Consider the following 15,335-nt stretch of genomic DNA (forward strand, 5'->3'; position numbering starts at 1 on the left):
AGATGACACTTCGGGATATTGGGAAAATCGCACAAAAAGGAGAAGGTCTGCACGTAGAGTTTAAGAAAAAAGCAGCCCACCCGGAAAAAATCGTCAAAGAAATCGTGGCCCTGGCCAATACCGAAGGAGGCCATTTGCTGATTGGAGTGGATGACGACGGCACCCTAAGCGGGCAACGCTACATCGAGGAAGAAGTATACGCGATGGACAAGGCCATCGCCGAGTTGATTTCCCCCGCCATTCCGCTCAGAAAGCACGTGATCTCCCTCGGTCCAAAAAAAGGGCTGGCGGTATACGAAATCAAAAAAAGCAAAGCTGCCCCTCATTTTATTTGGGAAAACAAGCGAAAAAAAGCCTATGTGCGGGTGGCGGATAAAAGCATACAGGCCAGCCGGGAAATGTGGGAAATCATGAAACGAAAGCAACGACAGGAAGACATCGTTTTTAAATACGGTAAAAAAGAGGAACTTCTGATGAAGGCCCTCGCCTCACGTCCCCACATCACCCTAAAGGAATACATGGAACTGGCCAAAATCCCCATTTACATTGCCTCTCGGACACTGGTGAAGCTGGTATTGGCCAACGTAATCGAAGTAGTCCCCAGAGAATCGGAGGATCGTTTTGTTCCTAAATATCCCTTTCATTAGCCAGGGACTCGATCTCCTGGCGAATGAGATCAGGTTCGAATCCCCTGAATACGAGAAAACGGGTGACCTTCGCCTTTTTTTTATAAACATCGGGCTCTCGGGTCAACTTCCATTTTCTATCTGCCAAAAAGCGCAGCGTTTCCTGGTAATCCGCTCCGTCAATGGCATCCAGCGCTTCCTGAATCAGCGAATTGGGTAATTCCCGCATTTTTAATTCCTGTCGTATGCGTACCTTGCCCCACTTTTTCAATCCAAACTTGCCCCTGACGAAACTATCCGCAAATCGCTGCTCGTTGAGGAAATCCTGCTCCAGCAATTTGGAAATAATCGTATCGGCGTCGGCAGGTACCAGCCCCCATTCCTCCAACCTGTTTCTCACTTCCATCTGGCAGCGCTCCTGATAGGCACAAAAAGAGGAGATTTTTTTTTGCGCTTGCGCAAACCCCACTTTCTTTTTTGTGCCGGAAACCGAATTTTCTTTTTCTGGAATTGACATTTTACGTAATTTTAGACTTTGGTTTATCAACGGGATAATCCTGACCAAATATATAAATCTTAACTAATATATCATGCGAAAAAAAATTGTAGCAGGTAACTGGAAAATGAATTGTCTGCTGGAGGAAGGGCAAAAACTTACTTCAGAGATTGTACATATGATCAAGGATGAACCAACCGCTGGGGTGACTGTCGTACTGAACCCGCCTTATGTGCACCTTCAGGCGGTCGGTAGATTGCTAGCTGGTGTGGATCAGCTGTTTCTGGGGGGACAAAATTGTTCGGACAAAGCCTCGGGAGCATATACCGGCGAAATCTCCGCAGCCATGCTGGCTTCTTTCGGTGCGAGCTATGTCATTATCGGTCACAGCGAACGCAGGGAATATTTCAAGGAAACCAATGAGTTATTGACGGAAAAAACCAAACAAGCGTTGAGCAATGGACTGCACCCCATTTTCTGCTGCGGCGAACCCCTGGAAATTAGGGAATCCGGATCACACGAGGCCTATGTGAAAGACCAACTCACTGCCAGTCTTTTTGGCTTTACAGAAGAAGAACTCAAAAAAATTGTCATCGCTTACGAACCCATCTGGGCGATAGGTACGGGCAAGACGGCCTCCGCCGATCAGGCACAGGAAATGCACGCAGCGATTCGAAACCACCTTGCCGGAAAATACGGGGAAACGGTCGCCCATGAGATTTCCATTCTGTACGGAGGAAGCTGCAAGCCCGACAATGCCAAAGAGATCTTCTCCAAGCCAGATGTGGATGGAGGATTGATTGGCGGTGCTTCGCTTAAATCCAGGGATTTCGTCGACATCGTGAAATCATTCTGATTCGCTAGCGACTGCATCCGGAACCCGGGCCGGTAACTGCCCGGGTTATTTTTATACGATACCTCAACTAACCCGCTTTGACGTGGAATACCTGGCCTTTACAATCAGCTGTGCACCGGAATACACCGATATTTTGATTGCCGAAATGGCTGGCATTGGTTTTGACTCCTTTTTGGAAACGGAAACGGGTTTTGAAGCCTGCATTTTACCCGATACACTGGATGCAGCACTGTGGGAAGCGTTGCTCCTACGGTACCGCGTGGCTGCCGGACTAATCGTGCAGGAAAGTACCCTTCCCAAGACCAACTGGAACGAAGCCTGGGAGAAAAATTACGATCCAATTGAATTACAAGATAAGGTCTACGTCAGGGCCACTTTTCACCCAGGAAGGGCAGCCGATTTCGATCACGAGATCATCATCACTCCCAAAATGTCCTTCGGTACCGGACACCATGCGACTACCTATCTGATGTTAGAATGGCTCCTCGAACTGGAACTAGCTGGTAAAAATGTCGTCGATGCAGGCTCAGGAACAGGTATTTTAGCAATTATGGCAAAAAAGCGGGGCGCAGCGGAAATCGTCGCTTTTGATATCGACGAGTGGAGCGTAGAAAATGGCAACGAAAACTTTGACCTAAACGGATTCTCCGAACTGCGCATGCAGACCGGCACCATCCAATCGGTAAAGCCTACCGGAACCTACGACCTAATCCTGGCTAACATCAATAAAAACGTACTACTCGAAGAGATGCGTACCTACGCAGGGAAGCTATCGGTCGGGGGAAGCCTACTACTGAGTGGGTTTTATGAGGAGGACGGGGATGAAATACGCGCTGAAGCCGGCAAACACGGACTCCATCCAGCTGGTCAAAAGACCCGTAGCCAATGGGCGGCACTGCTGTTTACCAAAATCCGGTGAGGGGAATTTCAGCACATTACCGCACCCGGGTGTAATAGACTTTTAGTTTGATCGCATCCTTGTTTACCCGGTATTCCCGAAGCGACCGTTTGAATGAATCGAAGTTTACCGGTCCCCGCTCTGTACTGGGCGTATTTGGGTACAAAAATAGATCCGTGCGTACCAGACCCGAGCGGTACAGGGCATTCACATAGGAAGTAACCTGGTTGGCGTAACTTCTGTTTTCCGTATTGAAAGCCAATCCGGTTTGGTTATTGGTGGTGGGGACCACGTTACCTTCCGCATCCAGGCCCGTGTGCCCCTGTCCTTCTGCTTGCACCGCTACTTCTGCTCCGTCAAACCTCCGGTAAATCGTATTGTTTTCGGTGGCAAAATACATGACAAACGTACTGAAAGGCCGCATGAATTCGGGATATTCTTCAACGGGACCTACTTCGAGCATGATCTGGTTAAAGGTGATGTTTTCCAGGGTGTCCAAAAACTCATGCAGGGGGTTCATGTCTAACTTCACCATCAATCCCAGGCCGGATTTTCCGCCCAGCAGGGGTCCCGGCACATCGTAGGCAACTCCCCTTTCCTGAATATCCGCAATGGGCGTATTTTGGCGGTCGCTGATGATTCCATTAAAATGCCTGGATTGGATGGTATTGATGGGGTAGGTCAACGACACCGTATCGCCCTCGTAATGATAATACAGGATGAATCCCGTCCCGCTTCCCACACCTACGGAAAGCGAGGCGTTTTGCTCCGGATCACCGGTAACCGCTATTCCTGGAAAGTACTCCCGAAATGCAAAAATATCGTCGAAAGCCGGATCATTCGTGGTGAGTTTTTCAAAAAACTCCGACGAAAGCTCGGGCGCGACATCCATGCGCAGCTGGTTTACCGTGTCTGGCTGAAGCAGGAACGAGCCGGAAGCAATCACTTCCTCCTCGTCAAAGGCGAGGTGGTTGAAATTGTAATAGGCGGTATCCAAAATGGGTTCGGTGAGCCGATGTACCCGGAAGGATTTTTCCTGATCAAAATCTTCTCCTATAACGTTGATCACATTCATTGTGAACACTGCCGAATCAAATATCGCATCTTCCTGGGGGGGGACACCGGTTGGGTTAAAGGAAAGTCGGCTGTACCCAATGGCTTGGGTCGAACCGAAGTAGTCGCTCTGATCACCTCCGACCAAAAGCCTTCCCTCGCTGGTAGTATTGAAGGAATCGGCAAGCACCATATACGAAGATAGGGGTATCTCTTCGTAGAATACCCCTATCTGGTTTGAACCTGGGTCCAAGACCAACCCGATCTCGGATGGGTCGGAACAAGCACTTGCGAAACTAAGAACGGCAAACAAAAATACAGGGACGTTAGCCAGCCAGGTCCGTGTAGATGTTGTAATAACTTTCAAAAAGCTGGTCTTCTTCTTCACTATTAATTTCAAACTGCTTGTCTTTTGATGATTCCTGTATCATGGCGGTAAGGCTTTCGGAAATATCCTCACCCTTAACTACAACGTCTGCATACTCCATGCCCAATTTCAGAAATCCTTCGTAATCTTTGGATTTCAATGGAGCGAGCAACTGATCGTCGATATCCACCATCTTAATTTTTTCAAATAAATCGTCCCCAAATTTATGACTAAATCCGTTATTATAAATGGCAAACACGGATTTTGTTTCTTTAAACAGGGGCTCGTTCTTATACGTGGTTTTCAGGTACAAGGGTATCAAGCTAGTCATCCAATCGTTGCAATGCACCACGTCCGGGGCCCATCCCAATTTCTTGACGGTTTCCAGCACACCTTTGCAGAAGAAAATCGCCCTTTCGTCATTGTCCTCGTAGAACTTGTCCTGCTTATCAAAGAAAACGCTTTTTCGTTGAAAATAGTCTTCGTTGTCAATGAAATAAACTTGAAGCTTTGCGTTTGGGATAGAAGCCACCTTGATTATCAGGGGCTTTTCTTCCTCCCCTACAGAAATGTTGATTCCGGAAAGCCGAACTACCTCATGCAATCTATTCTTTCTCTCGTTAATTAATCCAAACCTGGGTACTAAAATCCGGATTTCCATTCCTTTCTCCTGCATGGCCTGAGGCAGCGCCCGAACGAAATTGGCTACTTCTGAGGTCTGGAGAAAGGGATTGATTTCGCTTGCTACGTAAAGGATACGAAGTTTAGACATAACTTGTGTGTTTTGTTAAGGGATATAACGGGACTACAAATTTACAAAAAAATACAGGAATTCCCATTGTTTTTCTTCAGAATAATATACTTTTGCACCTATTTTCCTAAACCATCCCAACGAAGCACTTGGAAAAATTTGAGACCATACCTGCTGTAAGGCATTATTTGAAAGAGGAACGTAGACGGGGCAAATCCATCGGGCTGGTCCCTACCATGGGCGCACTTCACCAGGGCCATGTGGAACTGATCCGCCAATCGAAAAACAGCACCGACACGACAGTTGTCTCCTTGTTTGTCAACCCCATTCAATTCAACAGTCCGGAAGACCTGGAAAATTACCCCCGTGATGTAGTCCAAGACCTGGAGTTGCTCGCCCGTGAAGCCGTGGATATTGTTTTTATTCCGGATGAACGCGAAATGTACCCGGAAGCCGTCGTTACCGAATTTGATTTCGGTCCCATGGAGCAGATTTTGGAAGGACAATTCCGACCCGGACACTTCAACGGCGTAGGTATCGTCGTATCCAAGCTGCTTCACATCATTCAGCCGGATGACGCGTTTTTTGGACAAAAGGACCTGCAACAGGTCACGGTAATACGGCGGCTGGTCCGGGACCTTTCCTTCGATACCAGGGTGGTTACCGTCCCGACGGTACGGGAAGCAAACGGGCTGGCCCTTTCCTCCCGCAACCGCCGCCTTTCGAAAGAGGGAGGAGATACCGCATCCCTGTTGCACCAAACCTTACTTTTTTGCCAGGATGAACTATTGAAGGGCGGCGATTGGTTATCCATAAAAAAACAGGCTATTAATCAGAAGCTACGACCTGCTTCCATCGAGCCAGAGTACCTGGAAATGGTGGAACTAAACCGTTTCTCACTTATTTCCAGGCCCATGTCAGGAGTACCCTACGCCTTATGTATTGCCGCGTTTATTGAAAAGATCCGATTAATTGACAACATTGTCATCGGCGAGGAGCAGAATTAACCATTGTCATGCACATCCAACTATTAAAGTCAAAAATCCACCGGGTTAAAATCACGCAGGCGGAGCTCCATTATGTGGGCAGCATTACCATCGACGAGGACCTGATGGATGCTGCCAATATCATTCCCAACGAGAAAGTACAGATTGTCAATATCAACAATGGAGAACGCCTCGAAACCTACGTGATCACGGGAGAACGGGGCAGCGGACAGGTCTGCCTGAATGGCCCTGCGGCCCGAAAAGCGCAGGTAGGAGACGTAATCATCATCATCTCCTATGCCAGCATGGATGCAATAGAAGCCAAGGCATTCAAACCGATCGTTATTTTTCCTGATGAACAAAACCGGCTGATTTGAGCAAATCGTTGAAAAGGGGATTTCAGGTAGGACTATCCTTGCTAGTAGCCGTCGGTATTCTCTACTTTCTTTACAAGGATATCGAGAAAGACGCCATTGTTACGGCGCTCAAAGACACCGGGCTATTTTGGCTGACCGCTTCGGTATCGATCGGAATAGTCGGCTACCTCCTTCGGGCTTGGCGTTGGAAGCTCTTGATTGCGACCAACGAAAACTTTTCGATTACCACCGCTCCCGTATTTTGGGCGCTCATGGTGGGCTACCTAATCAACTTACTGATTCCAAGGGCTGGAGAGCTGGCTCGATGCGGTGCTGTAAACCGTGTGTATCCCGTTCCTACTGCGAAACTGTTGGGAACCGTGGTACTCGAACGAACCATTGACATGGCATTTATGCTTCTCCTGGTTACATTGGCCCTGGTATCTCAGGGGGCGATCTTTTCGGAAATCTTCGAGATGCTGGTTTCCCTGCCTGCCCTGAATCAATTCGTTCAACGTTACTTTATTCTGGGCCTCGTGCTGGCAACCGGACTGGTCTTTCTGCTGTACGTTGCCTACAGAAACCTGAAAAATCGGCAGTGGATGGGGAAAATCCGGCAGATTTCCCGCCAATTTGTCAGTGGTCTCGAAACCGTGGTGCAAATGAAAAACCAATCGGCATTTTGGGCAGTTTCTCTGCTGATATGGATTATTTATTTTTTTATGATGTATTGGATTGCGCGCGCCATGCCAGCTACTAGCTCATTATCAGCTGGTTCGGTATTGATGGTGCTCGTTATGGGAAGCATAGGCATGGTAGCACCCGTACAGGGAGGTATCGGCACCTTCCACGCCTTGGTTGCGTTTATCCTGTTGTTTTACGGGATCGCAGAAGAGCAGGGCAAGATTTTTGCGATGGTGGTGCATGCCTCGCAGATGCTCACCATCCTGGTTCTGGGAGGCATAGGATTGCTCTATTTTCTGATCATGAAAAAAAGCAACCTTCAGCAAAAGGAAAACGTTAATTAGCAAAAATAACAATCAACTATAGCAATGGGAATTATATTAATTGTAGTGGTTTTCGGAATTTTGGGGTATGTTGTCAGCAACAGACTCAAAAGTAAATTCAGGAAGTATTCGCAGACTTCTCTACGAGCCAATCTCTCCGGCAAAGAGATCGCAGAGTTGATGCTCGCCGATCATAATATCCACCATGTACGGGTAAATTGTGTAGAAGGTCAGTTATCCGACCATTACAACCCGATGGATAAAACGGTAAACCTGAGCCCGGATGTGTATTATGGGAGGAATGCAGCGGCGACAGCCGTGGCTGCACACGAATGCGGCCACGCCGTCCAACACGCGCAGTCTTACGCCTGGCTACAGTTGCGTTCGACGCTGGTTCCTATCCAAAATGTAAGTGGCAAAATACTGAATTTTGTCTTGATCGCTTCCCTTTTTGGAGGTATAGCCTTGCTTGGGCTTCCCTACGAGGCGGTAGGTGTCGTCATTGTGGGGGCATACAGTGTACTGACCTTGTTCAGTGTGGTCACACTTCCGGTAGAGTTTGACGCCAGCAGGCGGGCACTAGCCTGGGTACAGGAGCGAAACATCGTGACGCCCCAAGAGTATGGTATGTCAAAAGACGCATTGAAATGGGCAGCCATGACCTATGTGGTCGCTGCGCTTGCCTCTTTGGCCACATTGGCTTATTATTTCTTCATCTTCTTTGGAAACAGGGACTAATCAGATGATCACAAAATCCTTGAACGCACAAAGGGGCATTAGTTGCCCTTTTTTTATTCCCTCATAAAAATTTCGCGTCGTTTTCCCGACGGGGCATTCTTGCTGCGGGGCTGGTTTTAACCTGCCAAGACGCCCAAATCGGGAGGACGTTACCAGGCAGAACAACGTCAGTTGGGTGCATGTGTCTGTGCTTTTTGTAGCCAAGACGGAAGGTCTTCTTTAGCATAGCGGGCCTTTCGTTTCCGCTTGCTTCCGTTTTCCAACCTTTCCTTTCCCTGGCTTAATCATGGACAGATCTCCTGGCTTTGGGGTTGGGGATAGGGCGAAGGGCCCCCATTTTACCCTTTTCTCCAGCTGCATTGGCCCGAAATAACCCGTAAAACCTGAGATTTGTGCCGACCTACTCCGGCAGGTCGGTTGGGTAGTACACCTTGCAATATCTCCTCCGCCTAACCGCCCAGTGGCGATTGGTAGGGCAGGAATCGGTGTTCGGACCAACGCACCAAGCTAGCTGTAAACCTACCCATGGAAGAACGGATAAAATTCAAAAAATAGTTATATCCAGCAAACGTTTAAGCTAATTGTATAAGCTGTGGATATTTAAAAATATATATTAATTTTCATATCGGAATTTAGTTTATTCTAATTTTTTATCTATAATTGTCCTAACAAATCAGAAAAAAAATATACTTTTACAAAAATAAACCTAAAGGCACTGATCATGGAATATTACAATAAGGTGATTGAGTCGGTTGGGGTGAGGTACGTTAAAGGAAACAACTTCAAAATAGAGCGGCCCGTAACCATCACCGACTATACAGATTCTGAAAACACAGCGATCCTTCTACACAGGGGTTCGCTCAATTTTGGGGACGAGCAAGAATCTGTAAATGAGGGAGAAATACTTTTTATACCGGCCGGAAGATCTACCAGGGTTTCGTTTGGCACCGTGACCAAACGAAACGAAACTACAAACGAAACCTTTCTGGAAAATAAGAAAAAATACCTGCAGACCATTAGCTTCAAAGACATTAAAAACCTGGAGGACGATTGCATCACCTCCATTACTTTTGAAGCCAAAGTCTTTGATGTGGTAAATTTCTTTAACTCGCTCGGGATACCTGCATTCGTCATTCGCTTTAATGACCGAATAGCCTCAATTCTGGAGGATGTTGTGAAGGAATCCGAACAGAGCACGCCCGGTAAGGAACGTGTCATCAAACTGTACACCGAGCTTTTGGTCGTAGAATTGGTGCGACATATTTTGAAAAACAGGCTTTTCGTGGAAGAACTTTCCACCAACAGCACTTATTTTAAAGATCCGCGACTCATCGACATGTTCAATTACATCAAAAAGAACATCGGTGGTGATTTGTCGAACAAAGTCCTGGCGAAAGTTGCCAACGTATCCGAGGACTATGTGGGACAGTACTTCAAAATGCTTACCGGAATCAACCCCCAGGATTACATCGAATACCAACGCATGGAGGCAGCAGTCGAATTGCTTCGAACCACCAAGAAAAGCATCCGGGACATCGGGAAAGAAGTGGGCTACAAAGATACCGCCTATTTCTGCCGCAGATTTAAAATGATGTATGGGCTACCTGCTGGCAAAATGCGCCGAAGAGAGTCCTTAATTAACGTTCAATGAGGCATTGTAACACTGCAAAAATTGATATACCTCGGCTATCAGGCCGGGGTTTTTTTCTGCCCCGTTTCCGATAACTACCAAATCCGCGCCCGCATCCCAGGCCTGCTTCGCCCGGAAAACCGAATCAATACCCCCTCCAACAATAAGCGGACTCCCTACTGCTGTACGCACCGCCCTAATCATCTGCTCCGGAACCGGAAGTTGTGCTCCGCTGCCGGCATCCAGGTAAAACAACGACATCCCGAGAAACTTTCCGGCCAGCGCAGTGGCTACTGCCAAATCCGGTTTATCCCGGGGAAGCGGAATCGTTTGGCTGATGTATTCCACGCTGGTGGATCGCTCTCCATTGACCAACATATACCCGGTGGACAGAATTTCCAAATCGGATTCGGCGAGGGTAGGAGCGGCCAATACTTGCTGCCCGATCAGCCACTCCGAATTTCTCCCAGAGATAAGCGATAAAAACAAGATAGCATCGGCTTCTCTGGAAACCTGCATGACGCTGCCGGGAAATAGGACTACGGGGATCCGGTTTTGGGAAATTCGTTTAAGTTCACGGATGGAGGTCAAAAAGTCTTCCGGATTGACCAAACTACCCCCAACAAAAAAATAATCGAGTGGAAAATCGACGCAACGATCGGCCAATTCTTGCCAGGCCTGCTGCCCTTTCGTCTTTTCCGGGTCGACCAGCAAGGCAAGACTTTTTCTACCTTCCCGGCTATTGCGATAAAGCAATTCTTTCAGCTTAGTCGTTCGATTCATCCGTCTCCGCTTTCGCTACATTTGCTACCAACTTTTCCACGAGTCGGGCTTTGCCATAGTCGAAGGCCATCCACAGCAATCGGTTACGAATGGTACGAAAAAAGGAATAGCCCTTTTTCTTTTTCCCCTTCTTTTTTCCTTGCTTATCATTTTTAGCTTCCTTGTTGCTTTTGCCCGATAGCAGGCGCATGGAGCCTACCGCCAGAAGCCCGCCCAATAAGGCGATCCCCCCCACCTTCAAGTATACCTGGGAATCCTCTTTGAAAAGCTCCATCTGCTTTTGAAGGGTCTGTTCCAATTCTTCTGCCTGCCGTTTTAATTCCTGGTCCATCTTCAGTCTTTTTTATCCTTGAATAAAAAAACATACCTCGAAAGTGTATTTTTTAACATCCGCTGAAAAGAAGCGGTGTTTTTCAACAGGTATAAAAGAAAAAACAGCAGCAAATAGATTCCTGTTAACAGCAAAAAACCTACCGAACTACTTCCGTATACTTCACTGAAATAAAAGGCCAGGGAGATACTTCCGAAGAGTAAAATAAAGGAGGCCGTCAATACCATTAGCACCAACACCCCTAATCTTGCAATCAAACTACTTATCTCATCCGCAATCTCAGATTTTAGAAGTTTGAACCGTACTTCGATTAATTTCTTTAAGGTAGAAATGATTTCCGTCATGTTGATTTTCGTGTAAAGGTTCGCATAAACAAATCAAGTTACTACTTTTTCCAACAAAAACCTTGCTCAAAGGAACTTAGCCCCGTCTTTTTGCAACCCTTCCAGGCAATCCCATACGAAACCCGCCCACAAGCAAGAAAGTCCTGTTTAATGCGGTACCTAACCGTTAGAACTCTTCCGGAAAACCGGTTGTTATCTGGTCTGGGTTTACAGTAAAACCAGCCGCACAATAAAAAAATCGATACCGTTTCAGCTATGATTATAGAAATATGGAGTGACATCGTCTGTCCCTTTTGTTATTTGGGCAAGCGTAAATTAGAAAAAGCACTGGAGGCGTTCCCCGCCGAAGACGCTGTTTCCATCACCTACAAAAGCTTTCAACTAATGCCAGATGTACCTACCCAACCGGGGCTTTCCATCAACGCATTTCTAGCCAGAGAAAAAGGAATCAGCCTGGAACAAGCCCAGGAGATGAACGCCTACGTGACGGAGCAGGCCAATGCAATGGGGTTAACCTACAACCTGGACCGTGCGGTTGTGGCCAATACTTTTCGGGCTCATCGGCTACTACACCATGCAAAAAGTCTGGGATTGCAGTCCGAGACAAAAGAGCGGCTCCTGAAAGCCTATTTTACCGAAGGGAAAAACATCGATGACACAGATACCCTACTGGCACTGGCTGAGGAAATTGGACTGACTCAAGTGCAACAGGTGCTGGAGAGCGATGATTATGCGCTGGATGTCCGTGCGGATGTTTTGGAAGCCCGCCAATTAGGAATAAAAGGGGTACCCTTCTTTGTGTTCAATAGAAAAAGTGCGATCAGCGGTGCCCAGAATGTGGCCTTGTTTTCAGAAACATTGGCCCAGGCGTTCGCCGATGAAACCGGGAAGTCCATTAAGTCCTGATTGCTTCTATTGGTAGTATACAAAGAGTTGACGAAAGGGTTTCAAAGCGGGGCCGGAATCCTTTTTTCACCAACCCAAACCGGCGGTCTGCTCAAATTGGAAAACGCCTTTTGATTCCCGGTCTAAAAAAGAGAAACGGCTTTGTGTAAACTCTTCGGATTTCATTTAGTTTTACTTTCATGAATAATCAGGCGATCGTTATCGGGTCGGGCATTGCCGGACTGGCAGCCAGCATTCGACTGGCAAACAAAGGGTATCAGGTTCAGGTATTTGAGGCGAATGCGTACCCGGGTGGCAAACTCTCAGAAATCAATCTGGAGGGATACCGATTTGATGCGGGTCCTTCCTTATTTACTTTGCCGGAGCAGGTGGATGAATTGTTTGTGCTCTCGGGAAAAAACCCAAGGGAGTATTTCCAGTACCGGAAGCTACCTGTCAATTGCCAGTACTTTTGGGAAGACGGGACCCGGATAACCGCCTATGCCGATATTGATAAGTTTATGGAGGAGGTCCATGCCAAACTCGGCGAAAACCCTAAAAACATCCAACGAGCGTTGGACCGTTCCTCCTTTATTTACCGGTACCTTTCCCCACTTTTTATGCACCGTTCCCTGCATCAGGGCAGCACCTGGTTTAACAAAAACGCCCTGAAAGCTTACCTGCGGATGGGGAAATTTGGCTTGTTTCAAACCATGCATCGGTCCAATAGCGAGCAATTTAACCATCCCAAATTGGTTCAGTTATTTAATCGGTATGCCACCTATAACGGTTCAAACCCCTATCAAACTCCGGCTACCTTAACGATCATCCCTCATCTCGAATTTAACAGAGGGGCTTATTTCCCGGAAAACGGCATGCATGCCATCACCCTAAGCCTATATGCCCTGGCCCGGGATTTGGGAGTACAGTTCCATTTTAACCAAAAAGTGGAGCGAATCCTCGTTGAAAACAATCGAGCCAAAGGCATCCTGGTGCAAGGAGCGGTACAAGCAGCCGATTTAGTGGTCAATAATATGGACATGGTCAATGCCTATAAAACGCTCCTAAAAGACCAACGACAGCCAAAAAGACTGCTGCAACAACCCAAATCCAGTTCGGCCCTGATTTTTTACTGGGGGATACGAAAAGAATTTTCAGAGCTAGACCTTCACAATATTCTATTTAGCGATAATTATGCAAAAGAATTTGAGCATATTTTTTCGAAGAAAACCATTTATTCGGACCCCACGGTCTACATCAACATCACCTCCGTCTATGAAAAAGACGACGCACCGGATAATTGCATGAATTGGTTTACGATGATCAATGTCCCAAACAATCAGGGGCAGGATTGGGAAGCCCTTAAAACCGAGGCACGGGCAGCGATCATCGCGAAAATCAACCGAATCCTGGGAACCGATATCGCCCCATTGATAGCTGTGGAAGAAGTCCTGGAGCCGCTTACGATCGAATCAAAAACGTCTTCAGCAAACGGAGCACTTTACGGAAACAGTTCGAACAATCGGTACGCAGCGTTTTTGCGGCATGCAAACTTCTCTTCGATAGGCGGCCTGTATTTTTGCGGAGGAAGTGTGCATCCCGGTGGGGGAATCCCCTTGTGTTTGCTTTCGGCAAAAATTACCGCAGAGATGATACCTGAACCCTAAAAGTCTACCAATACCTTATAGGATTCGTACAATCCATACACTTCCCGCACGTAGCGTACGGTCACGTGCCCTTTGGCGTAGCCACTTTTCACCCAGGGATCCCGGTATATTTCGGGCTGTGATTTTTTTTCCAGGTAGTAAGCCACGTTTTCCCAGCGTCGGGTGTCTTTCCCGTATTTGTAGGCCAGTCGCCAGGCATCCTGTACGTGTCCATGCCCCACGTTATATGAAGCCAATATAAACTTAATTCGCTGCGTATTGTCAGGCACCCGCTCCATCCAAAAGCCATCCAGGTACCTCAGGTAATTGACCCCTCCCCGCAAACTTTCGTTTGGATTGTTGGGGTCCGTTACCCCAAACCGCTGTAGGGTCACCGGCATGAGTTGCAACAAACCCACAGCGCCGGCGTAAGAAACCGCATTATGGTTGAACCGGCTTTCTTTGTAAACCAATGCTGCCAATAAGCGCCAGTCCCAGCCCAATTGATCGGCCCCGGACTTGATAATTTCGTCATAGTTGGATATCCGACCTCCGGAAACAGATGAGAAAGCCGAAGAAGTCCGGTAATAGCTGTTTTTCTTGTTTTCAAAATATTTGTTAAACAAAATCGCCTGGTATCCGGTCTTTTTTATCCGGGAAAGCCATTCATTGATGCTTTGCAGCAAGTCGGGTGCATTTTTTCTAACCGCCCAGGAAACAGGATTGGCCGGGCTCAGCACGAGGCTGACGTCCAGGTTATCGTAATAGGTAGCGTTTACCAATGCGATATCGTCGTCTACCATGGTATAGTCAATTTCTTCCCGTACTACCTGCGTAATCAGGTCCTCCAGGCTGGTGTTCTCCTCCTGTAGGGCGATGTTCAGCTCCAGAGAATCGCTCAGGGACTGTAACCGCTTCTGATAGACCGTCCCTCGCTTGATAGATATCTTTTTTTGGCGTAACTGCGGAATGCTATCCAGGTGCGTCTGATCTTTCCGCTGCACCAGCACCGTTTTCATCTGCCCCACGGGATCGGTAAACGATGCGTATTTTTTTCGCTCCTCGTTTACTTCAAAATTGATGGCGACGATATCTGCACTTCCCTTGTTCAACAGCCGAAAAGCGTCTTCCAGGTCGTGCCTGACGATTAACCGCAGACCCACGCCAAGTTGATTGGCCAGATTGCGAAGCAATTCAAACTCGTACCCCATGGTTCTTCCCCGGTAGATATAGTAACTGGTTGAGGAATTATCCACAATCGCCCGTAGATAGCCTCTCTTTTTTATGGCATCATAGTCAATTTCTGCAGGATTTTCCCAAAATTCAGGTTCAGGTTCCGAGGCCTCGGGTGGGGCGCACGTCTGCATTCCAAACAGCACGCTGACGACGAAAACAAAAACAAACCTGGTATCTACCATACAAAAGCTGGTCCCGAGAGGACTTTGGTACAGTCAATAATAGTTTTTTATGCCCAATAAACCAAAAAAAGAGGCTGTCCGAAAAGGGCAGCCTTTTTTATGCGGCTATTTTTCCCGAATATTCGGAAAAGTTTGAATCTCCACTATTTGGTGGCACTGATAAA

At 47.4% G+C, this 15,335-nt stretch carries 17 protein-coding genes; 10 read left to right on the forward strand and 7 right to left on the reverse strand.

Annotated features, from left to right (window positions below; all coding sequences use genetic code 11):
* The first annotated feature begins 2 nt into the window (after positions 1-2).
* Positions 3-647, forward strand: a complete 645-nt coding sequence (locus GCU44_RS13045) for an AlbA family DNA-binding domain-containing protein (RefSeq protein WP_092171623.1) — start codon at positions 3-5, stop codon at positions 645-647.
* On the opposite strand, the gene GCU44_RS13050 is transcribed toward GCU44_RS13045, so the two are convergent.
* Positions 628-1,143, reverse strand: a complete 516-nt coding sequence (locus GCU44_RS13050; RefSeq protein WP_154856791.1) for a regulatory protein RecX — start codon at positions 1,141-1,143, stop codon at positions 628-630. The two genes, GCU44_RS13045 and GCU44_RS13050, sit on opposite strands and share 20 nt — an antisense overlap.
* A gap of 73 nt (positions 1,144-1,216) precedes the next feature.
* Between GCU44_RS13050 and tpiA the strand changes: the two genes are divergently transcribed.
* Positions 1,217-1,978 carry a triose-phosphate isomerase gene (tpiA, locus tag GCU44_RS13055; protein WP_154856792.1) on the forward strand — a complete coding sequence of 254 codons (762 nt, stop codon included), beginning with the start codon at positions 1,217-1,219 and terminating at the stop codon, positions 1,976-1,978.
* An 82-nt stretch (positions 1,979-2,060) separates the two neighbouring features.
* Positions 2,061-2,897 carry a 50S ribosomal protein L11 methyltransferase gene (gene prmA / locus GCU44_RS13060; RefSeq protein ID WP_154856793.1) on the forward strand — a complete coding sequence of 279 codons (837 nt, stop codon included), beginning with the start codon at positions 2,061-2,063 and terminating at the stop codon, positions 2,895-2,897.
* Between the two features lie 16 nt (positions 2,898-2,913).
* Here prmA and GCU44_RS13065 read toward each other — a convergent pair whose 3' ends face one another.
* On the reverse strand, positions 2,914-4,182 hold the full coding sequence (locus GCU44_RS13065; RefSeq protein ID WP_241684943.1) for a DUF4270 family protein: 1,269 nt from the start codon (positions 4,180-4,182) through the stop codon (positions 2,914-2,916).
* 73 nt (positions 4,183-4,255) lie between these two features.
* Positions 4,256-5,068, reverse strand: a complete 813-nt coding sequence (locus GCU44_RS13070; protein ID WP_092171612.1) for a glycogen/starch synthase — start codon at positions 5,066-5,068, stop codon at positions 4,256-4,258.
* Between the two features lie 128 nt (positions 5,069-5,196).
* On the opposite strand from GCU44_RS13070, the gene panC reads away from it, so the two are divergent.
* The 5 genes from panC to GCU44_RS13095 all read left to right on the forward strand — a co-directional run bounded on the left by panC (position 5,197) and on the right by GCU44_RS13095 (position 9,785).
* Positions 5,197-6,054 (forward strand): pantoate--beta-alanine ligase, encoded by an 858-nt coding sequence (panC, locus tag GCU44_RS13075; RefSeq protein ID WP_154856794.1) that lies wholly within the window; start codon positions 5,197-5,199, stop codon positions 6,052-6,054.
* A gap of 8 nt (positions 6,055-6,062) precedes the next feature.
* Positions 6,063-6,410, forward strand: coding sequence for an aspartate 1-decarboxylase (panD, locus tag GCU44_RS13080; protein ID WP_154856795.1), 348 nt, complete (start codon positions 6,063-6,065; stop codon positions 6,408-6,410).
* The gene (locus tag GCU44_RS13085; RefSeq protein WP_154856796.1) at positions 6,407-7,417 is read left to right on the forward strand and encodes a lysylphosphatidylglycerol synthase transmembrane domain-containing protein; all 1,011 of its coding nucleotides are present in this window, start codon (positions 6,407-6,409) and stop codon (positions 7,415-7,417) included. The genes panD and GCU44_RS13085 overlap by 4 nt, the downstream gene beginning before the upstream one ends.
* 24 nt (positions 7,418-7,441) lie before the next feature.
* A complete protein-coding gene (locus GCU44_RS13090; protein WP_092171603.1) occupies positions 7,442-8,134 on the forward strand; it encodes a zinc metallopeptidase in 693 nt (230 codons plus the stop codon).
* Between the two features lie 721 nt (positions 8,135-8,855).
* Positions 8,856-9,785 (forward strand): helix-turn-helix domain-containing protein, encoded by a 930-nt coding sequence (locus GCU44_RS13095; RefSeq protein WP_092171600.1) that lies wholly within the window; start codon positions 8,856-8,858, stop codon positions 9,783-9,785.
* On the opposite strand, the gene GCU44_RS13100 is transcribed toward GCU44_RS13095, so the two are convergent.
* From GCU44_RS13100 to GCU44_RS13110, 3 genes are read right to left on the reverse strand one after another with little or no spacing between them, the layout of a single operon-like run.
* Positions 9,768-10,547, reverse strand: a complete 780-nt coding sequence (locus tag GCU44_RS13100; RefSeq protein WP_154856797.1) for a phosphoglycerol geranylgeranyltransferase — start codon at positions 10,545-10,547, stop codon at positions 9,768-9,770. The two genes, GCU44_RS13095 and GCU44_RS13100, sit on opposite strands and share 18 nt — an antisense overlap.
* Entirely contained in the window at positions 10,531-10,878 is a 348-nt protein-coding gene (locus tag GCU44_RS13105; RefSeq protein ID WP_154856798.1) for a hypothetical protein, read from the reverse strand. The genes GCU44_RS13100 and GCU44_RS13105 overlap by 17 nt, the downstream gene beginning before the upstream one ends.
* Positions 10,879-10,880: 2 nt before the next feature.
* Positions 10,881-11,222: a phage holin family protein gene (locus GCU44_RS13110; protein ID WP_092171592.1), complete on the reverse strand. Its 342-nt coding sequence runs from the start codon at positions 11,220-11,222 to the stop codon at positions 10,881-10,883.
* A gap of 255 nt (positions 11,223-11,477) precedes the next feature.
* Here GCU44_RS13110 and GCU44_RS13115 point away from each other — a divergent pair, with 255 nt between their 5' ends.
* On the forward strand, positions 11,478-12,128 hold the full coding sequence (locus GCU44_RS13115; protein ID WP_092171590.1) for a DsbA family oxidoreductase: 651 nt from the start codon (positions 11,478-11,480) through the stop codon (positions 12,126-12,128).
* Positions 12,129-12,307: 179 nt separating this feature from the next.
* Positions 12,308-13,774, forward strand: a complete 1,467-nt coding sequence (gene crtD, locus GCU44_RS13120; protein ID WP_154856799.1) for a 1-hydroxycarotenoid 3,4-desaturase CrtD — start codon at positions 12,308-12,310, stop codon at positions 13,772-13,774.
* Here crtD and GCU44_RS13125 read toward each other — a convergent pair.
* On the reverse strand, positions 13,771-15,171 hold the full coding sequence (locus tag GCU44_RS13125) for an MltF family protein (protein ID WP_154856800.1): 1,401 nt from the start codon (positions 15,169-15,171) through the stop codon (positions 13,771-13,773). The two genes, crtD and GCU44_RS13125, sit on opposite strands and share 4 nt — an antisense overlap.
* Between the last annotated feature and the right edge of the window lie 164 nt (positions 15,172-15,335).

This window comes from Cyclobacterium xiamenense, assembly GCF_009467825.1.
GTDB lineage: Bacteria > Bacteroidota > Bacteroidia > Cytophagales > Cyclobacteriaceae > Cyclobacterium > Cyclobacterium xiamenense.